Raw genomic sequence first — 21,667 nt, forward strand, 5'->3', positions numbered from 1 at the left:
TCACCCTGATTTAAGCCTAACTAAAGGGATGTAAAAACCAAATAAAAACTTTTTGGCTATTACTTTTTTTCTTTCGAAAGCCTCGCCTTTTAGGGTGGGGATGCAGTATTCTATGATTCGACCTGTTTAACCGAAACCCTTTTAAACTTTTCAGCATAAAAAGGCTTCAGAAAGGCCAAATTTAATAACCCGATGAGATGAGGGGTTTAAGTGTCCCCTTCAGCTTGAAGGGGAGTGGACGCTGTTAAGCGTCCTTCAAAAACCACCTTGAGCAGTTAAAAACGAAGGATTTAGCCTTCCAAACCATAACCCCGAACCGCTTTGCGGTAGGGGTAACGGGGGCAAGACCGTACCCTCGGGCCGAACCGAAACCGGCAACGGGAGTAAGTGATGGGCCCGTAAACCTTCCCGTCATTGGCGAGGGTTTGACATAACCTCTCGCTAAAGGCGAGAAGGAGGTCAGTTGAAATTTCACCCTTTTCTTTCCCCACTTTCTTTGGAATTATTATTTTGAACCCAATATCGAAATTCGAAATTTGAATTGAGCACTGGATGTACTCCCATGTCTTCCAAATGTTTGCTTATAACTTCAATTTCGTCCCGAGGCCAACAATGCACAAGGCACCACTCTCTATTTCTCGGAGAAACTAAGGGAGGCCCTAGTAGAGGATTCAAAATCACGTAAAAATCCTGATGATCTTTAAGATGAAAAAGGGCATCATCAAGATACTTTAAGACTTCATCCATTGCAAATCCCCTAGGTACAGGAATTCTTAGCTCCAGCGGAATTTGGTGCTCTGATATCAGGTCGAGACTTTTAAGAAAAAGCACCCAAAGTTTTTCGCTGGCTCCTTCGGGAAGTCCGTAAAGGACACGGGGAGGAAGTTTTAAGTCGACTGCTATGTGATCAAGTAGCTCTTGCCGTATTAGCTTTTTTAGGGGCTCAACAAGGGTTCCATTTGTATTAAGGCTGACGCGTATTCCAAGTTCTTTGACCTTTTTTAACAGAAACATTAGCTCCTTCCATTGAAGAAGGGGTTCTCCTCCTGTTATATGCAAATAGTCAATCAGAAGTCTGCTCTCCTCTAAATCTTGAAGGAATTCTACTTCATTTAAGCTCACACACCCCTTCCTCTCCGCGATTTTCCAATTGTGACAAAAGGGACACTTTAAATTGCACCCACAGAGCCAGAGAGTGAACGTTACCTTCCCGTGAACATCTATCATGCTAATGGTCTTCCATCCAGCTACAAGCATACTATCACCCCAAAATAAAGGATCAGTAAGAATAGTGCTTTCTCGTCCAAAACTCTCTCTTTCTAAAGGGATTCCAGTTTTTCAAGGGGCGATAATATCCGATTATTCTACTCCATATCTCGACGTCCTCGCTCCCACAGCGCGGGCACTGGGTGTGGAGGCCGGTCATTGAATAATCGCAGGCGTTGCAGACAGTTATTGCTGGAGTATAGCTCCAATAGACAAGCTCCGTCTTCATGAGCCTCTTGGTGAGCTTTGCAAGGGCTTCGGGATCCGGCTCCTCTCCAAGGAATATGTGCATCATCACTCCTCCTGTGAAGGTCTTTTGAACCCTGCTCTCCACGTTTATCCTATCCACCAGCTCGAGGGCTCCATAATAGGGGGCTATGCTTGTTGAGTAGATCGGATTCTCCCTGTCACTTAGATATTCTCCAAGCTCTGGAAACTCATGTAAATCTTTTATCGCAAGCTTTGCTGCTGCACTCTCTCCAGGGACTTCCTCCACATTCCATGGTATTCCCGTTTCCTCCATCCATTCATGGGCTTTGAGAGTTGCGAATTCTACCATTTCTCTCATTAGTTCAGCCGCTTCTTTCCACTCTCTTCTTGTCCCTTCAAACCACAGGGAGGAGTTATTGAGATAAATGGCAGCCGCTTCTGGCAAGCCCAAGATTCCTACAGTATTAAAATGGCTTAGAGGGAACTCTTCAAGATACATCCTAATCATCTGATACATATGTCTATAGTTAGTTATCAGCTTGATGTAGCGATCGCGGAACCACTCTGTCGTGTTTTTAATGAGTTCGAGCATTTTTTCATATTCCTCCCAAAATGTATCATCGTCTCTGGATTTCAAGGCTATCCTAGGGAGGTTGACGGTAGTAACATTTATTGACCCTGTAACATCTGGCATTGCCCATAGGCCACCAAAACGCTGCCTCTCAAGCTTCTCAATTGTTGCCTCCTCCATACTTTTTTCCCCTATCCTAAAGGCGAGGGAAAGTTCATTTTTATCAATCGTTAATCTGCAGCACATGGCGTAGCTCGCATCGGGGTCAACGACATTTGTGTTGAGCCAGTAAAAGCTTCCCCTTTTGGCAGCCGTCGTGAATATTGCCTCAAATACCTCTGGATCGTTCCATATCATCTTTGCCGTTGTCATGAGTGTTGGAATTGGAAATGTGAAGGGTTGCCCTTTCTCGTCACCTTTATTCAAAACGTTTGCCAGTGCGATCACAAATTTTCTCGCTTCCTCTTCGTATTGCCCGAGGGGAGCAACTTTCTTACCTCCGTATAGGGCATAATCTCCATCCAGCATTTTTTTCGGAGCATCTAGCGTTATAGTAAAGTTTGTGAAGGGTGTCTGCATGCCCACCCTTGAAGGATAGTTCAAATTGAAAACAAGTCGTTGTATCTGCTGCTCTATTTGCCTCTCACTCAGTGTATCTTTCCTTATGAAAGGTCCAGCATACCATTCCACGCTCGAAAGTGCCTGAGCTCCTGAAAAGTAGTGCTGCATGGTTATAAGGTAATTAGCCACATGATCCACAAAGGTGTCAAAATGTCTAGCAGGTCGAGAGCCTATTGTGGGAGTTTTTAATCCCCATTCAAGAAGCCTTGCAATGCTATGCCCCGTACAGTATGGGATGTACAAGCTATATGGTAGCTTATGGATGTAAATATCACCTCTGCGGTGGCTTAGCAGATATTCTCTCGGAATCAGAGTGAGGTAATCTCTCAAGGCATTTTCCATTACATAGGCAAAGAAGCCTGTAGGACCTGGATATCTGTTTGCATTCTCCAAAACATCGAGAGTGCTCCATTTTGCATACTTCTCAATAACGTCCTGCTCTGCTTTTAACTCTTCGATCATGCCTTTCACCATTTGGATATTTTATCCAACTAGTGATATAGGGAAGGAGTTAAAATAATTTTCCCTTACTATCCCAGATAAGTGACAACGATCCAAAAGATGATAGTATAAAGTGACAGGGAGATTTAGACTGAAAAAGCATATCATCAAGACCAAGTCTGTTGTGGTTAGTTGAATACATCAATAAAAACATCCATTATTGACACTTTGTCAAAATCATTCGATCCGATATTCTTGAACTATATTAAACTTTACGTTTTTTCTTTCGAAAGCTTCGCCCTTCAGGACAGGGAGGAGGTCAGTCTACAAAGGAAAAGAGGATCAGAACCCGTAGATATGTCTTCCGTATTTTATTAATGCGTAGACTGCATCAACTCCATCCTCAACTGTTTCAAACACTGGAATCCCCTTTTGCTCTATTTTTCTTGCCATTCTTTCTGGATACTCACCACCTGGGGCCACAAAGACTATTGGCTTTCCGTACTCCTTAACTCTCTCCATAACTTCCACTATTCTCTCGTCCAAAGCTGGACTCTGGAAGAGCGCTATCACAACCACTATGTCAACATTTGGATCCTCTAGAACATACCTAATCGCAGTCTCATATCTACTTGAGGGTGCATCCCCAATTACATCAACTGGATTCTTGTAGCTCATGTGTTCAGGCAATAATCCCTCTTCGATGGCCTTTCTGAACTTTTCTTTAGTTTCCTCTGTGAATTCTGCCAACTTTAGACCTGCCTCTAGAAGGCCATCGCTCATCATAACCCCAGCCCCACCACCATTGGTCACTATTGCAACTCTATCTCCCTTAGCTGGACTTTGCATCGCTAAGGCTTTCGCATAGTTAAAGAGCTGTCTCATGCTTTTAGCTGCAAGAACACCAGTTTGCTCGAAAGCTGCTTGATATATTTTGTAACTTCCCGCGAGAGAGCCCGTGTGAGAAGCAGCAGCCTTGGCTCCAGCCTCAGTCCTTCCGGCCTTAAGAATAATTACGGGCTTAACTTTTGTAGTCTCTTTAGCCGCATTGAAGAACTTTCTTCCATCTTTTACTCCCTCTATATAGGCCGTTATTACCTTGGTTTTTGGATCATCCTTTAAATACAGCATGAAATCACTCTCGTCTAAATCTGCCATGTTTCCCAGGCTTATGAACTTGCTCATTCCGACTTCATGCCTTGCAGCCCAGTCAAGTATGGCCGCCCCAAAAGCACCACTTTGGCTCATGAACGCTATTGGGCCAAATTTTGGCCTTGCCTGTCTTTCTGGAGGATTAAAATTACAATCAAACCCATTCTCTAAGTTAGTAACGCCAAGACAATTAGGACCAACAACACGTATCCCCCATTTTCTAGCCCTCTTTACTAGCTCTTCCTCAAGATCTGCCCTTCCTGCCTCCTTAAATCCAGCTGAGATAACAACAACCCCTTTAACCCCTTTTTCTCCACACTCGTCAATTACATCAGGAACGAACTTTGCTGGAACGGCTATTACAGCCACATCGACTTCATCTGGAATTTCCTTTATGCTCTTATACGCTTTGAGCCCCATGACTTCGGTTTCTTTAACATTAACTGGATAAATCTTACCCTTAAAACGAAGCGTCATAGAGTGCATTATAGCATTTCCGACTTTCCCAAGGGTGTTTGAGGCGCCAATAATTGCCACACTCTTTGGATAAAACAGTTCATCAAGATCGATTTTTGTTTTCAACTTTATCACCTCTTGGATATTTTATCCAACACTATCAGTTTTACATTTATAAAGATTATGTCCTTTCGATCTTATCAACGCCATAAGAATTAAAGTACCCTTCAAAGTAGTTGAAGCGAAAACAGATGGGTCTCTCTCAGTAGAGTGTCACAACTTTGGTGATTTCTCCTCTCTTGAAAAGTTTGAAGAACCTGTTTTAAGCCTTTCTGTTCTTGTTTGAGCTTAAAGAAACCTTTTTAGTGATTTTTACCACTTCAGTTGAGATGCGAAATTATTCACCAGAACTGGGAACCATTGTTTAACTTTTCAAAAAGGATGTAAATAACAAAAAAATTTGCTTAGCTAGTCCTTCCCTTGTTGCTTTACCGGATAAGGCATGAATTCTACAGTTCCCCTTTGCTTTACAGGTTGTTTGTAGAGCTCCATTAAGGCATAGACTTCCTCCGGAACGTCTGTTTCAACGTGAAGACCGAGTTCCTTTGCGTGCTCAACAGTTATTGGGTAGTCGTGAGTCCATCTTCCCTCGGTTAGTATTTGAGCCAGTTCTCTGGCTTTCTCTTCACCGTATTTGTCCTTCAAGAGATTGTACACGAACTCCTGAACTTGATTTATTGCCTTCTTTGCCACATCAGCAAGTATGAGGGTTTGGTCATCAACTTTCTCTGCACCTTTTTGTTCAACTGCCCTTATTATGCTCGGAGCCGGATACTGGCCGAGCTGAGGATCAACCGGTCCCAAAACCGCATGAGGATCCATTATGATCTTGTCAGCAGCTAATGCTATTAAGGTCCCACCACTCATTGCGTAGTGCGGCACTATCACCCTTGTTTCTGCGGGATGATCCTTCAAAGCCTTTGCTATTTGCGTTGCCGCCAAAACCAATCCTCCCGGCGTGTGAATGATCAGGTCAATTGGCTTATCCTTTGGAGCCATCCTTATAGCTCTTAATATCTCTTCGCTGTCCTCAATGCTTATAAACTTGTACACGGGAATCCCAAAGAAACCTATGCTCTCCTGCCTGTGGATCATTGTTATTACTGTGGAGTTTCTCTTTCTTGCCAATCTTTCCAGCAATTTTGCCCTAGCAATCTGCAATTGGCGATATTGAATCTGAGGCCCCATGAGTAGGTAGAAGAACAGTATCCACCATATCAATGAGCCTATGAATCCACTCAGCGGATCCATGAGTTCACCCCCTGAATATTCCTACAGAATTATTGTAACTTAATATTTTTAAAACTTTTGGTAAATAAAATTGAGATCCCATAAATTGCAAATGTATTGTGAAAGAATAGAAGAAAAGTCACTTAACAACTTGAGTGCCAGTTTTTCCTTCTAAGGCTTCAACGGCCTTGTCTAAAGCGGCAATTACCGCTCTCTCTCCACCCCATTCGATGAACCTTATGGCGGCAAGAACCTTTGGCCCCATGCTGCCCTTCTTGAAGTGCCCTTCCTCATAATATTTCCTGAGCTCATCAACAGTAACTTTTCCAAGCCACTGCTCGTTCGGCTTGCCGTAGTTAATGGCAGCGCCGTTGACATCGGTGAGTATCATAAAGATGTCAGCATTAACCTCTTCGGCAAGTTTCTCTCCAGCCAAATCTTTGTCAATAACCGCCTCAACGCCCTTAAATTCCCCGTTTTCCTCAATAACAGGAATTCCTCCCCCACCAGAGGCTATTACTATGAAGCCCTTCTCAACGAGGTCTTGGATTATTGGAGCTTCAACATGCCCAATCGGATCCGGTGAAGGAACGACTCTCCTCCATCCTCTCCCAGAGTCCTCTATGACAACCCAGCCCTTCTCTCTGGCAAGCTTTTTGGCAGTCTCTTCGTCATAAAATGGTCCCACAGGCTTTGAGGGATTCTGAAATGCCGGGTCGTTCTTGTCAACAATCGTTTGGGTAACTATCGTTGCCACCGGCTTGTTTATGCCCCGCTTCCTAAGCTCGTTAATTACCGCCTGCTGTATCATGTAACCAATCTGCCCCTGACTCATTGCACCGCAAACGTCCATAGGCTGAGCGGGGATGCCATACATATGCTCTCCAGCATCCTGTTGGAGGAGAATAGCTCCAACTTGAGGACCATTGCCGTGGGTTATTACAACCTCATAATCGTTGTCAAGGATTATATCAACGATTTGCTTTGCAGTTTTTTTCACATTCTCCATTTGCTCTTCATAAGTCCCCTTTTGTCCTCTCTGCAGAATAGCATTCCCGCCCAAAGCTATAACAACCCTCTTCCTCATGTTACTCCCTCCAGCAACTGGTGTATAAACTTAGACCTCAGCGAATTAAAAGGGTTTCTTAGTCATAAAATAGTTCTTTTAGAAAAAACTTCGAAAAATAAGTGAAAGAGCTTGCAAATTTAAAGATTTCCAAGAGCTATCTTTGCTGTTTTGATTAGAGGTACCACTCGCTAAACCTTCCAATGCCGAGGCTTTCAAGGGTTTTCATAACGCCGAGGGCTATTCCTTCTACCTCTATGCCTCCCTCTCCCTTGTTTGCATCCCCAGCTATGTAGACGTTTTCGAGTGGGAAGTCAAGATGGGTTCCAGAGGCTACTCTGTTAACGGGATTTCCGTCTAGGTAAGTTTGAACCATTAGAACCTCTCCCTCTTTGTCAAGCTCCGGGAAGAGATAATAAAGATCCTCAAGGCCAAGTTTTTGCTCTTTCTTTACATCTTTGCTCCTTAAAGCCTGGTGCGTCATGATGAGGTTGTAACCTTCTCTTGCAAGCTCCGGCGTTAATGCGGAAGGCTCGTTGTAGCCGTTTATCCTTTGAGTATCTAGGGTAAAGACAACGGTGTTGCCTATTCTAGGCTCTCCCTTTAAGGCTATGTTAATTTTAATTCCTTCAGCAGGCTTTAGGGCATCAACTTTTTTCAAGTACTCCCTGTCAAATTTGTCCCGTCCAAAAAGCTCCACTGTTTCCTTTATTCCGATATTTGAGATGAGCACATCGTAGGGGTATTCTTCACCGTCTGCCGTTATTACCTTGTTTTCATCGATTTCAACAGCTCTCTTTCTGGTTATTATATTTCCTCCATTCTCTCTTACAATTCTCGCAAGCTCTTCTGTTACGGCTTTGCATCCGCCCTTTATTAGCCCCGGACCTCCCCACTTCAAAGTTGCCTTTATTTCCTTAGCCAGCTCTATTGCCGGAACTTCTTCTGGAGACAAGCTGACCGCCCAGCCAAGAAAGCTCTTTATGAAAAGATAAACGAACTCGTTATCTCCAATCTTCTCCTGAAGCTACTCCCACGAGCTCATTTTTGCATCTTCGCCACTTGGAAGTCTATTGGCTTTTATCTCTGCAAGGAGCTTCATCGCTTTGGCCTTCTCTTTGAGGGAAAGATACTTCCATCCCTCTCTGTAGTGGTAAATGTTTCCCTCCAGAAAGAACTTGCCCCTTGGGTTTGAGTTTACTATTTCCACGTTGGCATTCAAAAGCTTTAATAGACGGGCTAAGGGACCATTTTCTCCATGAGGAACCATGTGAAGGGCACCAGTGGACAATTGAAAGCCCTTGTAGTTTAAGTTTGTGAACCTACCCCCAACAAAAGGAGCTTTTTCCAGAATTGTTACTTCATGACCTGCCTTGGCTAAAAAAGCGCTTGTCAAAAGTCCTCCAAGCCCGGCCCCAATTGTGACCACTCTCATTTTATCACCTCTTTGGGTTCCCGAAAGGATCTATCAGGCCAGCCCTTATTAAGGAAGAGCTTATTTTATCCCCAAGCTTGCTTTTAATTAGCTTTATGGTAACAATGTCAAGAGGTTTTAGACCTTTTTCCTTTCTCGCTCTGTTCACCAAGAGGGCACCTTTATATGTTTCCTCACTAACAACTATTGCATCTAAACTCTTTATTCTGTCTGCAAAGCCTATTGCAGTGTGTATTTTTATTATTCGATAGTTTTTGTACCCGTTTATCTCAAAAAACTTTAGCAAATCCCTCAGCCTAATTTCATACGGAAGGATTCTCTCAGCGTAGGGTTTAGTTTTTATCATTTCATCGGAAGTCAGACCAATGTAGACGTACTTGCCCACCTCAAAAGCCTTTCTAAGCAAGGCTTTGTGACCTAAATGAAGCCTATCAAAGGTTCCACCAACCACAACCTTTCTGTACTTCCTCATCGTTATCCCTCTTTATCAATGAACCAATAAATTTTTGTATTGCTATTTGAAAAAGTTTTGGAGGTGATCCAATGGACTTTTTCTTTTATCCTTCATCGGTAGCGGTATTTGGCTCCTTCAAGAAGGGTGCAATAGCTTACGAGATACTGAAGAATATAGTTGAAGGGGGCTTTAAGGGCGAGATTATTCCAGTGAATCCCAAAGGAGGAGAAGTCGAAGTAGCTGGGAGAAAACTTAGAATTGCAGAAAAGCTTGAAAAAGGTGTTGACGTTGCTATAATAGCGATTCCCGCAAAGCTCGTCCCTTCTCTAATTGAGGAAATTGAGGAAAAGGTTAAGGGAGCAGTGGTTATAAGTGCTGGATTTAGTGAGATAGGCAACGTTGAGCTTGAGAGAGAACTCGTTGAAAAGGCTCGAGAGAAGGGAGTAAGAATCATTGGGCCCAACTGTGCCGGAATTTTTGGAGTTCATGCAGAGTTCTTTGGCTCGTTTGAAGTCAGGGTCAAGAAGGGGGGCTTAGCCTTAATCTCCCAAAGCGGAGCCTTCGGCGGTGCAGCCTTGGCTATGGGGAATGAGGAAGGCATAGGATTTTCCGCCTTCGTTTCTTACGGCAATGCGGCCGATTTAACGGAAAGCGACTTCTTGAGGTACTTTGCCGACGATGAGAACACCAAAGTGATAGCCCTCTACATTGAAGGGGTAAAAGATGGGAAGAAGTTTGTTGAAGCTTTAAAATACGCCACTTCCAAAAAGCCCGTGATAATTCTCAAGGCCGGAAAAAGTAAAAGCGGCAGCAAAGCAGCCCAAAGCCATACCGGAAGCTTAGCAGGAAGTTATGAAATTTACAAAGGTGTTTTTATGCAGTTTGGGGCAATAGAAGTTGAAGAGATGGAGGAGCTCTTTGATGCGGCAAAAATCTTTGAGATGTACGAGAGCTGAGGGGAGAGAATAGCCATAATAACAAATTCCGGTGGCCCTGGAGTTTTAGCTACCGACAAAGCCGAAAAGCTGGGACTAGAGATTGCAAAGCTTGAAGAAAAAACCGTAGAGGAGCTCAAAAAATTCCTGCCTCCACAGTGCTCAACAAAAAATCCAATTGACCTGATAGCAGATGCAGACTACGAGAGGTACAAAAGAGCTATAGAAGTTGTTTCCAGGGATAAAAACATTGATGCACTGCTAGTTATTTGCGTTCCGCCGATATTCATACCGAGTGAAGAGATAGCAAAGGCAGTCATAGATGCCAAGTGCGACAAGCCAGTTGTGGTCAATTTTATGGCCGGAGAACTTGTAAAAGAGGGTGTGAAGCTTTTAAATACCTGCGGTATCAAAAACTTCCCGACACCGGAGAGAGCAGCCAAAGCCCTCTACTGGCTTAGTTTGAGAAAGGCTTTTAAAACGAAGTAGAAAAAGACACATAGGGGTGAGAACGATGCATCACTTGATTTATCCAATGAGAACATACCTGATAGTCTCAGGACAGGGAGAGGAAACAAACGTTATGGCAGCTGACTGGGTAACAGTCCTTTCTCACAAGCCGCCTCTGGTGGGAGTGGCAGTTTCTCCAAAAAGATACACTCACCGGCTGATCTCAAAATACAAGGAGTTTGTTATCAGCGTTCCGGGCTTGGAAATGCTCAGAGACGTCTGGATTGCGGGAACAAAGAGAGGACCCTCAAAGCTTAAGGAGATGAACATAACCCTCGTCGACTCCACAAAAATAGCTACGCCGAGCATAAAAGAGGCATTAGCAAACATAGAATGCAAAGTGGTTGATGCCAGGGATTATGGAGACCACACATGGTTCGTTGGCGAAGTTGTTGGTTATACCTACAAAGAGGAAGCATTCAAGAACGGAAAGCCAGATGTTATGAGCGCAAACTTCCTCGCACATGCAGCATGGACTGACTTCGTTACCTTCGAGAAGAAGATTTACAAGTCAGAATAATTGCAAAATAGCACGTTATCATGTTTAAATTTTCTCTTTTTGGATTTTCTGCCCTCTGAAGGATTAATTTTGAGTTCAAGGCTCTAAGAATGCTCTGGAAGTCTTTAGTAACTGAAGGTTACTATTAAACAAAAGGTTACAAAAATTTTAAAAGTTTATAACGAAATTTTTTCGAAATTCTAAACAAAGACTTTTTAGGACTTCTTTGGTATCCTCTCCTCATGGAAATTTAACCATTTTTAGTTTAAGGCGTTTTTGTGAGCTTATTTTTGATTTAAGCTCCTATTTCGCCTCTGGAAGTCTCATGAACATTCTTGAGCATTGACAAAAAGGAGGAGTTTCAAGTGTGGTTGAGTTTCAAGGTTTCTCTCAAGGGCTCGAATTCGAGCTTTCTGAGGGGAGTTTTATTGACCCTTTGAAGAAAAGTTTATAAGATTCGGGCCTTCTAATTACTCTTTGAGGAGTTTAGAGGAAAAATCGCCCCTGTTCCAATAAGACTTTAAAAGAATTGAAAGACGGCGACGCAGTCTTTGAGTTCTTCGATGATTTTGATGTTCCAATAAGACTTTAAAAGAATTGAAAGTTTATTAAAGCGAGACCATTACCGAGCACACGGCCGACGTTCCAATAAGACTTTAAAAGAATTGAAAGACGAGAGCAGCAGGAGAGATTTAAGGTAGGGTTAGGGGTTCCAATAAGACTTTAAAAGAATTGAAAGATTACTGCAACTGCTACAAGTCCAATCCCCAGAGAAAGTTCCAATAAGACTTTAAAAGAATTGAAAGAAAATCCTCTCTTGTTCTTCTTTTGGCAATTTTAAGGTTCCAATAAGACTTTAAAAGAATTGAAAGGAATCACTTTTCACCCTTTCACCTTTCACCCTATCGGGTTCCAATAAGACTTTAAAAGAATTGAAAGTGATGAAGGAGAGTGGAGGTTCTTTGATGTTGACTATGTAAGTTCCAATAAGACTTTAAAAGAATTGAAAGTTACCAAAAGAGACAACAACTTTTACTACATTGAAATCCGTTCCAATAAGACTTTAAAAGAATTGAAAGTGTGAGTATCGACCAACTGCCCGTTCACGTAAGTACGGGTTCCAATAAGACTTTAAAAGAATTGAAAGATCAGGGTCTGGCTGGATGCCAAAGTCTATTGTAAGTGTTCCAATAAGACTTTAAAAGAATTGAAAGCTCAATGGTTCTTACATTCCTTACATGACCTTACATATGTTCCAATAAGACTTTAAAAGAATTGAAAGTTATTTGTGAGGGTAACGGTAAAGGTTACTTGCGTGTTTGGTTCCAATAAGACTTTAAAAGAATTGAAAGTATTCCTCTTTTGTATCTCCTTTCTCCGTTTTCTGCCGTTCCAATAAGACTTTAAAAGAATTGAAAGTATCATCAAGATCAATCCTTAACACTCTCTCATAGTCCAGTTCCAATAAGACTTTAAAAGAATTGAAAGGTAGTCAAGGACGCACTAGCAAACAGCACTCTTGACACGTTCCAATAAGACTTTAAAAGAATTGAAAGGCTCTACTCTCTTCGTTACTCGTCCCCGATCTAATGCAGTTCCAATAAGACTTTAAAAGAATTGAAAGGCTCTGAGCTGTCTTCTAATAACTCCCTTAGCACATTAGTTCCAATAAGACTTTAAAAGAATTGAAAGGTATTCAAGATAAACAACATCTCCAGCACTTGGATTAGTTCCAATAAGACTTTAAAAGAATTGAAAGTAAATATGATTTATGTTTTATTTTTATCATGGTGGCGTGTTCCAATAAGACTTTAAAAGAATTGAAAGCTTTGCAGTAAAACAGTTTTTCGATGAATACGGTCATGTTCCAATAAGACTTTAAAAGAATTGAAAGTTAAGACCGAACTCGACGAACTGAAAGTTTCCCCGAAACAGTTCCAATAAGACTTTAAAAGAATTGAAAGACTCTACAGCGCGAGAAGGGCTTCTACTACTACACGACGTTCCAATAAGACTTTAAAAGAATTGAAAGTGAGGACAATGGAGAGCGTCATAGCAGTAGCCAAGTTCCAATAAGACTTTAAAAGAATTGAAAGCCACCATGAGTAAGAGAAGGGAGAGAATGATAATAAGAAGTTCCAATAAGACTTTAAAAGAATTGAAAGAAGGGAGAGTGGCGATTCCTAAAGAAACAAGGATGCTGTTCCAATAAGACTTTAAAAGAATTGAAAGCCTGGTGGGAGTTAGATGTCCTGCACAGGAGAACCGACGTTCCAATAAGACTTTAAAAGAATTGAAAGCCCGTGTCGTAAATCCACACCTGGAACTGGTTCAAGTCGTTCCAATAAGACTTTAAAAGAATTGAAAGGTGTATCTCCGTTTTTCAGGATATTCGTCTGAGTACCGTTCCAATAAGACTTTAAAAGAATTGAAAGGTGCTGTCCATGAAAGTCACTGAAATATTGCCCAGCTGGTTCCAATAAGACTTTAAAAGAATTGAAAGCAGGATGGTAGATATAGACTTAATCGTGCTAGGGCTCGGTTCCAATAAGACTTTAAAAGAATTGAAAGAACCTTACCACCATTCAGGTCCACCAGCCCTTTGTTCGTTCCAATAAGACTTTAAAAGAATTGAAAGTTCACACCACCCCCATCAATCCACCAACCCGGCTCTCCAGTTCCAATAAGACTTTAAAAGAATTGAAAGTAACTACGCTTATGTTGTAGTTCGGTAGGTAAACACCCGTTCCAATAAGACTTTAAAAGAATTGAAAGGCAAAAAGTTTTTTGCGAGAGTTTTTTCAAGCTTTTTAGAGTTCCAATAAGACTTTAAAAGAATTGAAAGCTGCATTTTTGAGCGCTATTCCATCTTTGCCAACAGTGTTCCAATAAGACTTTAAAAGAATTGAAAGAGTAGACATGGATAAACCTGTCAAGGAAGTGATTGCGGTTCCAATAAGACTTTAAAAGAATTGAAAGTCGAATACAGGGTTAGCTCCTAATGGGTCTTGGAACACGTTCCAATAAGACTTTAAAAGAATTGAAAGAAAAATAAAAGCGGGACTTTCTCGAAATTGATTTTTAAGTTCCAATAAGACTTTAAAAGAATTGAAAGCACTTCGAAGGCATTAAGCACCTTCGCGGGCATTTTGTTCCAATAAGACTTTAAAAGAATTGAAAGCCGTAACGTCCCTGTTGAGCGGATTGTATATAGTAAGGTTCCAATAAGACTTTAAAAGAATTGAAAGTATCCTCGTCCATGTTCTCAAGGTTTGCAACAATGCTGTTCCAATAAGACTTTAAAAGAATTGAAAGAACGGGAAGAAATATCTCTATGATGACTATCTTGACGGTTCCAATAAGACTTTAAAAGAATTGAAAGCCGCCGATAAGGAATAATATAACTGCTAAGGCCAAGTATGGGTTCCAATAAGACTTTAAAAGAATTGAAAGCTTAGATATTTCTTATTGTTCAAGCCTATTGCGTGTGGTTCCAATAAGACTTTAAAAGAATTGAAAGAAGATTATGCTCAGTAGCCAGCTCACAAAGGTCCAAGGTTCCAATAAGACTTTAGAAGAGTTCCAATAAGACTTTAAAAGAATTGAAAGTGATAGGAACATTTTTGTTCCAATTCTGGAACAAAGTTCCAATAAGACTTTAAAAGAATTGAAAGCTTAGTGCTGCAGTAACTACTGCACCCGTGAACCCTGCATAACCGTTCCAATAAGACTTTAAAAGAATTGAAAGCACTTCGCAGTTATAGAGACATACGCATATGATGAGGTTCCAATAAGACTTTAAAAGAATTGAAAGGCCGTTTTAAGTGCACTGAGCCTTTTAGGTATGCCCTGTTCCAATAAGACTTTAAAAGAATTGAAAGACGCATTGTCTTCCTGTCGTAGACCACGGCTTCATAATCGTTCCAATAAGACTTTAAAAGAATTGAAAGAGAATGAATAAATCATATTCTCGTTCATCAAGTCCTTAGTGTTCCAATAAGACTTTAAAAGAATTGAAAGTTGATGCCTTGCTAAAGTCCTCACTGCTCATATAGTCAAGTTCCAATAAGACTTTAAAAGAATTGAAAGAACTTTATGTTTGCTTCCTTAACAATGCCGTTTATTAGTTCCAATAAGACTTTAAAAGAATTGAAAGATGCCTTATCAAAAACTTCCTTTCTTCATCATTTAAGTTCCAATAAGACTTTAAAAGAATTGAAAGTTAGCCAAATTGGGCATCAAGGCAGTTGACTATTACAGTTCCAATAAGACTTTAAAAGAATTGAAAGATTCTCAAGATTGTCTTCTCTGAAAAAGAAGCGGAGGTCGTTCCAATAAGACTTTAAAAGAATTGAAAGCATATTTAGTGTTATCCCGCTGAGGTACCTCGGGGATGAGAGTTCCAATAAGACTTTAAAAGAATTGAAAGCAGGCTTTACACACTTTCGGTGGTGCTCCGACCTTGGTTCCAATAAGACTTTAAAAGAATTGAAAGTAAGTTAATCTTTCATCTCTACTATGAGTTCTCCTCGAGTTCCAATAAGACTTTAAAAGAATTGAAAGTACCTTAGCCGTCTTATTCACTGCGTCCCAAGTCTCCGTTCCAATAAGACTTTAAAAGAATTGAAAGCTTTTTACAACATACTCAATTGCCGTCCCATTTGCAGTTCCAATAAGACTTTAAAAGAATTGAAAGCATTATAAGCCTCTATAGCTGCATTAGCATATGTAGGTTCCAATAAGACTTTAAAAGAATTGAAAGAGAACTTCTCCATAGCCCTTGCTGAAATCTTGACGTGCTCCCACGTTCCAATAAGACTTTAAAAGAATTGAAAGAGGTAATACTTACCAGAGGAATCTGGAGACACTACTTGTTCCAATAAGACTTTAAAAGAATTGAAAGAGAGAAACCATTTTTCTCAGAACTCTAAAATACCTCGCGTTCCAATAAGACTTTAAAAGAATTGAAAGGCTCTTAACTCGAACTCTGAAGCAAAATCTGTATGTTCCAATAAGACTTTAAAAGAATTGAAAGTATGTAGCCTTCAATTAATGAAAACGTATATTCGATGTGTTCCAATAAGACTTTAAAAGAATTGAAAGCTGATGGATTTGCTTGGGCTCGACGACAGGCTCATCGGTTCCAATAAGACTTTAAAAGAATTGAAAGTTCTTTCTTTTCGAGCTTGAGCTTCTTGAGGCAACTCATAAGCCTGAACAACCTACTTGGCTCCAATAAATCCTTATCTCTCTTTAATGAACAACACTTTTAAATGCTCATCAAGTACTCCTTTTGATGATAGCGTTAGGGATTGAGGGAACAGCACATACACTCGGCATAGGGATTGTGACGGAAGATAAAGTTCTCGCCAACGTATTTGACACTCTCACAACCGAAAAAGGTGGCATACACCCAAAGGAAGCCGCTGAACACCACGCGAGGCTCTTAAAACCCCTTTTGAAAAAAGCCCTTAAAGAGGCCAAAATTAGCATAGAAGATCTGGATGTAATTGCTTTCTCCCAAGGGCCTGGATTGGGGCCGGCTTTGAGAGTTGTGGCAACTGCCGCAAGGGCTTTAGCTATAAGATACAACAAACCCATTGTTGGAGTTAATCACTGCATCGCCCACGTGGAAATTACAAAGATGTTCGGAGTAAAAGATCCGGTTGGTCTTTACGTAAGCGGAGGCAACACTCAAGTGCTGGCTTTGGAGGGTGGTAGGTACAGGGTTTTTGGAGAAACCCTCGATATAGGCATAGGCAACGCCATAGATACGTTTGCCAGAGAGCTCGGTTTAGGATTCCCGGGCGGGCCAAAGATAGAAAAGCTCGCTCAGAAAGGGGAAAAATATATCGAGCTCCCCTATGCGGTTAAGGGCATGGATCTAAGCTTCTCCGGAATTTTAACGGAGGCAGTTAGAAAATACAAGACTGGGAAGTATAGGGTTGAAGATTTGGCGTATTCTTTCCAAGAAACTGCCTTTGCAGCTTTGGTTGAGGTTACCGAAAGAGCTGTAGCACATACAGGAAAAGAGGAAGTAGTTCTTGTAGGGGGGGTAGCTGCCAACAACCGCTTGAGGGAAATGCTTAGGATAATGTGCGAAGATAGAGGTGTGAAATTCTTCGTGCCGCCTTATGACCTATGCAGGGACAACGGAGCGATGATAGCCTATACCGGCCTGAGGATGTTTAAAGCCGGCATAAAGTTTAACCTTGAAGAAACAGTAGTCAAGCAAAAGTTTAGAACCGACGAAGTAGAGGTAACCTGGTAGCTTAAAACTTCTTTTTTATCTTTAGCGTGTATTTTGGATAGATCCTCTTCGAGAACCTTACGAACTTTGTTTTTCTGGGAGATTTCTCAATTCTTATTCTCAAATGGGGTGGAAGTTGGGTATAGAACTGTCCATCAACGGTGAGAATAATTTCCCTTTCCGTCAATACCTCTATCTCAATTGAGGAAGAGTCCGGGACAACAAGGGGTCTTGCAGTAAGGGCAACTGGGGCTAAGGGGACTAGAAGAATAGCATGCAAGCGGGGGTCAACTAAAGGGCCTCCAGCCGAAAGGGCGTAAGCCGTTGAGCCTGTAGGAGTTGATATTATTAGACCATCAGCCCTTATCTCCTCGGCAAGCTCCCCATCAATGTAGTATTTGAGATGGGTTATCTTACCCGGAATTCCGGTTAAAACTACAACGTCGTTAAGTGCGTCGGGTATGTTGTTAAAGCCTTCAACAAAAGTCCTGATTTTCATCCTCTCATCAATGAAATAGTCTCCCTCAAGAACTCTGGAAATAGCGAAAAAAGTTTCTGCAGGTTCAACCTCTGCCAAAAAGCCCAAAGTACCCATATTTATTGCCAGAATGGGAATATCTCTAGTGGTTTTATGCTCAACTCTCAGAACAGTCCCATCTCCTCCAATGACTATCATCATGTCAACATCCATTCTCTCAAGGGGGATTACATCGTCAGGAGAAAAATGTGGAAAATTCTCATGGGCTTCTTCATCAACGTAAACCTCGTAACCACTTACCTTGAGAAAGTCGTATACCCTATATGCAAGCTTTAAAGCCTCCTCACGGTCTCTTCGAGCGGCGATTCCAAACTTCATGATCTCACGCTCTACCCTTGCTTAGCTTTGCACCAAGATAAACGCTCAATCCTCCCCCAATAATTGTTGGGAGCCAGAAGGATATAAACCTATCTAAGACCGTCGCGGTAACGGCTAAACTCTTATCAATTCTCAAGCTAAGATAGAGGGCAGAGTTAACTGCCTCCGTTATTCCAACCCCACCGGGAAGGATGCTTATCATTCCCAGAGCAATGCCGGCCATTTGAACCATTAGAATCTTTTGAATCTCAAGATGGTACCCAATGCTTTCAAAGACAAAGTAAGTCCTAAGGAGCATGAACACCCAGAGGGCTAGAGAATAGAATAAGGTCTTACCCAACACAACCGGGTCTTTGGAAAGCTCCAGAAAAGTCTTTCTAAAATCCATTATGGATTTTTTGAGCTTTTCTTCGAGTGTCTCTTCTATTCCTGCAAACTTTTCTGGAAATACACGCTTTATAAGCCCCGCTATCTTATTAAGCACCTTAAAGGCCAAGCTCTCATTCAAAGAAATCAAGAGGCTTACAACCACTATCAAAAGAAGCACTACCGTTGATATGGAAAGGACAGACAATAGGAGCTTTACCTTTAATGAGAGAGCGTACTTAAACGCAAGAAGGGTAAAAATGAGGACTGGAATAACATCCAAAATCCTATCGGCCATTATAGTTGCAAAAACTTGACCATAGCCGCTATTGGACTTTTTGGTTATCACATACATTCTAGCTGGCTCTCCTCCCGCCCTAGCACCTGGGGTTAGGTTGTTCGCAAATATCCCAACCATAGTGGCAATTATAATATCCCTCACCCGAACCCTCACTTCGGCTCTTTTTAGAAATATTCTCCACCTAAAAGCCCATGCAAGGGTTGCAAGAATTTGCATAAGCAATGCCAAGAGAAAATATTCAAGCTTAGCCTCCATCACAAGCTTCAACGTCTCCTCTACCCCTGCCCACCATATAAGTGCTATTATAACTCCAATTCCAACAAAGATCATGAGGGAGTTCCTTTTTTTCATCAGCTCACCTTCCTTAGCTTTGCAATGAAGAAGCCTTGAGTGAGGTGCTTATGAGGGTAAAAGCGTTGTACTTCCTTTATCCCCAATCCGGGTGAGCCTATAAAAATTTTCTGCTCCTCAAGCTTTAGCCCCTTCTTTAGCATATACTGCACATTCCCCTCATTTTCCTCGTAGCTTAAGGTGCATGTAGAATAAACAAGTATCCCCCCTTTTCTAAGGCTTTTTATTGCAGCGTTTATGAAATGTCTCTGGTATCTTACCGTCGCTTCAATGTCCTTCGGCGTTCTCGTCTCCCAGAGCTTTGGTCTTACCCCTAAAGCCGTGCACGGAGCATCCAAGAGGATTTTATCGGCCTTAATCCCAAGACCCGGCAGATTTCTTGAGTCCATTTGAACGAGCTTAACGTTTTTCACCCCAAGTCTCTTAAGCTCTTTCTCCATTTTGGCGAGTCTGTTTCTAGATTTGTCTATTGCTATTATCTCTCCCCTGTTTTCAAGGAGCTGTGCTATGTGGGAAGTTTTTCCACCAGGAGCAGCTGCCATATCAATTATAAGGTCTTCTTCCTGTGGTTCCAGAATATGGGCAACAACCATGGAAGGAAGGCTTTGGGCATAGAAGTAGCCTTTTTCATAGGCTTTTAATTCATTCAGACTTGGGAGTTTGAATTTGGGGAGAGTTACTTCAACGGCTATTCCCCTCGTGGCAACAACCATTTCCTTGGCGCTCATCCTTGCAATGCCTATGCCCACGAGAAGTCCTTTAGGATCCCTTATCTGAACTTCATCTCCCTCCTTTATCCCTTTATCGGCCTTTAATACGCCTGGAGCATAGAGCTGAGCACCTTGGTAAACACTCTCCGCTGCAAATTTATTTGCAACGACCTTCGGCAACTTAGGTTCATAATCGTCGGGAAAATTCGGCCCTTCCCTTTCAAAATAGATGCCCTCTTCAAGGTATGGACTTCTTTTTGGTTTTAACCCTTCTTTTCTAAGCTCTTCCATGAGCTTCTGCCTGCTTATCTTAAGTGTGTTGACCCTTATGTAGTACTTCTCTACCGGCTCCCTCAGCTTTTTCATTATCTCCTCCGCTTCACTTCCAAAAAGGTTGTAATAGTACCTTTGTAACTCTTCTGGAAAAGCTTCCTTGTACATGAGATCACCTAAATCTCAAGGACTTTATACTTCTTTGCCAGTTCTATAAATTCGAAGAGCTTGTTTTCAATATCTTGGCTATCTTCAGCCTCAACTTCAAACTGAAAAACCTGTTCTTGACCTCTTTTTATATCCATGTAAACTTCATCAGGGTTTCTGGGGGAGTGGTGATTGTAGATATCCTCCAAAAAGTTCTCCGTTCCGTAAATATAGCTTTTTGGGAATCTTTTGAGAAACTCGACGACAAATTCTTTGGTTATTTTTTCCTTAGGAATCCCAAACACGAAGTAAAAGCTTTGAATTGTTGCTCCTACCTCCCCCTGAGGCTTTATCTCAAAAGCAGGGTGAGGATAGAGCATCTCTCTCCATTCACCCTCAAGGAAAATATACGCATTGAAAACTTCTTCCACAGGTTCGACTTTAAAGCCAAGGGGCTTAAGCTTTTCTCTCAGCACCTCGTTTAACTCAAAAATCTCACCCCAGATTTTGTTTAGATGATTGTGAATTTCAATCATTTTCATAATTCTCACCTCCAATGAAAAATAGAAGGGAAAATTTAAAGGTTTAGGTCAGCTAAGGGCTAGATTCAACTGTTCAATTATGCTTGTCTCAACTCTCTTTTTGATTTCTGGGAGAGGCATCTCTACTTCTTTGTTGAGCACCTTCACAGTTAGAGTGAGCTTTAAGGTTACTTCGCTCCTCTCTCCTCTCTTTATGTGCTCTGCAATTACCTTTGGAAGAATGTTTGTATCAACCACCGTTCTTATTTTTGCAGTGCCTCTGCCGTTTGCTGGGATTATGACTTTCTCAAGAAGCTCTCCCTGTGCTACTTGGTACCCATTGGCATCTATGTAGTATTTGACCCCAAAAAGTGGCAGAGGGAAGGAATTTGGGTTGTAAAGCTTTACATCGCTTAAAATCTCAATTTCATTTTCATCAATTTTTCCCCATTTAGAAGGCATTCCCTCTACCGCAGGAGTTTTGATTAAATCCCCAGAGCTCTCTATCGTTATGTTGCCGATATAATCCAACAAGTCAGTCTTGAGTGGATGTGAAAAACTTCCCCTTATAATTGGGATACCAAATATTGAGCCACTCACCCTTATCTCGATATCACTCTGCTCCCCATTTCTTATGTGCTCCTTTAGGGCTTCAACGATCTCTCTGTTTTTGAGCACAAGCACCCCTCTTGCACTGTCCTTTAAGAATCCAATTTTTAGGTCTTTCAGCGTGCCCACCTTTATTCCTGCCCAGTACAAATCTGCTTCCTTAATATTTGCCGAAATTGGGAGAGGTTTCCCAAAATATACTGTTACGTCAAGTTCGATAGTGTTCTCATCAACGTATCCCCATTCGGCTCTTATTTGGGGGGTTAGAGTAATTAGCGTATAGCCTAAATAAGCTACCCAAAGAAACACGATGAGTCCTATCACTCCAAGTATCTTGCCTATGCCCATAGCTCTCACCTAAAAATTGAAAGAATTGA

General features: G+C 41.6%; 13 protein-coding genes, 2 pseudogenes and 1 CRISPR repeat array. Of the genes and pseudogenes, 3 read left to right on the top strand and 12 right to left on the bottom strand.

Annotated features, from left to right (window positions below):
* Positions 1–471 precede the first annotated feature (471 nt).
* From OCC_RS06590 to coaD, 7 genes and pseudogenes are all read right to left on the bottom strand, one after another.
* A complete protein-coding gene (locus OCC_RS06590) occupies positions 472–1,257 on the bottom strand; it encodes an anaerobic ribonucleoside-triphosphate reductase activating protein (protein WP_004067901.1) in 786 nt (261 codons plus the stop codon).
* Positions 1,258–1,279: 22 nt separating this feature from the next.
* Positions 1,280–3,130 (bottom strand): anaerobic ribonucleoside triphosphate reductase, encoded by a 1,851-nt coding sequence (locus OCC_RS06595; protein WP_004067902.1) that lies wholly within the window; start codon positions 3,128–3,130, stop codon positions 1,280–1,282.
* Between the two features lie 321 nt (positions 3,131–3,451).
* The gene (locus OCC_RS06600) at positions 3,452–4,843 is read right to left on the bottom strand and encodes an acetate--CoA ligase family protein (RefSeq protein WP_004067903.1); all 1,392 of its coding nucleotides are present in this window, start codon (positions 4,841–4,843) and stop codon (positions 3,452–3,454) included.
* Positions 4,844–5,185: 342 nt separating this feature from the next.
* Entirely contained in the window at positions 5,186–6,028 is an 843-nt protein-coding gene (locus tag OCC_RS06605; RefSeq protein ID WP_004067904.1) for an SDH family Clp fold serine proteinase, read from the bottom strand.
* A 118-nt stretch (positions 6,029–6,146) separates the two neighbouring features.
* On the bottom strand, positions 6,147–7,094 hold the full coding sequence (gene arcC, locus OCC_RS06610; protein WP_004067905.1) for a carbamate kinase: 948 nt from the start codon (positions 7,092–7,094) through the stop codon (positions 6,147–6,149).
* A 154-nt stretch (positions 7,095–7,248) separates the two neighbouring features.
* Positions 7,249–8,508: pseudogene (locus OCC_RS06615) on the bottom strand (phytoene desaturase family protein).
* Between the two features lie 4 nt (positions 8,509–8,512).
* On the bottom strand, positions 8,513–8,980 hold the full coding sequence (gene coaD / locus OCC_RS06620; protein WP_004067906.1) for a phosphopantetheine adenylyltransferase: 468 nt from the start codon (positions 8,978–8,980) through the stop codon (positions 8,513–8,515).
* Between the two features lie 71 nt (positions 8,981–9,051).
* Between coaD and OCC_RS06625 the strand changes: the two are divergent.
* The 3 genes and pseudogenes from OCC_RS06625 (at position 9,052) to OCC_RS06635 (ending at position 17,177) form a co-directional block, all read left to right on the top strand.
* Positions 9,052–10,386 (top strand): annotated as a pseudogene (locus OCC_RS06625) (acetate--CoA ligase family protein).
* Positions 10,387–10,411: 25 nt separating this feature from the next.
* On the top strand, positions 10,412–10,927 hold the full coding sequence (locus OCC_RS06630; protein WP_004067909.1) for a flavin reductase family protein: 516 nt from the start codon (positions 10,412–10,414) through the stop codon (positions 10,925–10,927).
* 485 nt (positions 10,928–11,412) lie between these two features.
* A CRISPR array of direct repeats spans positions 11,413–16,076; the repeat unit is 30 nt; unit sequence GTTCCAATAAGACTTTAAAAGAATTGAAAG.
* A 126-nt stretch (positions 16,077–16,202) separates the two neighbouring features.
* Entirely contained in the window at positions 16,203–17,177 is a 975-nt protein-coding gene (locus OCC_RS06635; RefSeq protein ID WP_004066173.1) for a bifunctional N(6)-L-threonylcarbamoyladenine synthase/serine/threonine protein kinase, read from the top strand.
* 1 nt (position 17,178) lies between these two features.
* Here OCC_RS06635 and OCC_RS06640 read toward each other — a convergent pair whose 3' ends face one another.
* From OCC_RS06640 to OCC_RS06660, 5 genes are read right to left on the bottom strand one after another with little or no spacing between them, the layout of a single operon-like run.
* Complete coding sequence (locus OCC_RS06640; RefSeq protein ID WP_004066172.1) at positions 17,179–18,012, bottom strand: NAD(+) kinase; 834 nt, start codon at positions 18,010–18,012, stop codon at positions 17,179–17,181.
* Positions 18,013–18,016: 4 nt separating this feature from the next.
* The gene (locus OCC_RS06645) at positions 18,017–19,030 is read right to left on the bottom strand and encodes a flippase-like domain-containing protein (RefSeq protein ID WP_004066171.1); all 1,014 of its coding nucleotides are present in this window, start codon (positions 19,028–19,030) and stop codon (positions 18,017–18,019) included.
* A complete protein-coding gene (locus OCC_RS06650) occupies positions 19,030–20,181 on the bottom strand; it encodes an RsmB/NOP family class I SAM-dependent RNA methyltransferase (RefSeq protein WP_004066170.1) in 1,152 nt (383 codons plus the stop codon). The genes OCC_RS06645 and OCC_RS06650 overlap by 1 nt, the downstream gene beginning before the upstream one ends.
* Before the next feature lie 8 nt (positions 20,182–20,189).
* On the bottom strand, positions 20,190–20,702 hold the full coding sequence (locus OCC_RS06655) for a DUF3201 domain-containing protein (RefSeq protein WP_004066169.1): 513 nt from the start codon (positions 20,700–20,702) through the stop codon (positions 20,190–20,192).
* A 48-nt stretch (positions 20,703–20,750) separates the two neighbouring features.
* Positions 20,751–21,638 (bottom strand): LEA type 2 family protein, encoded by an 888-nt coding sequence (locus OCC_RS06660; RefSeq protein WP_004066168.1) that lies wholly within the window; start codon positions 21,636–21,638, stop codon positions 20,751–20,753.
* Positions 21,639–21,667: the final 29 nt, after the last annotated feature.

Source organism: Thermococcus litoralis DSM 5473 (genome assembly GCF_000246985.2).
Taxonomy (GTDB): Archaea; Methanobacteriota_B; Thermococci; order Thermococcales; family Thermococcaceae; genus Thermococcus_A; species Thermococcus_A litoralis.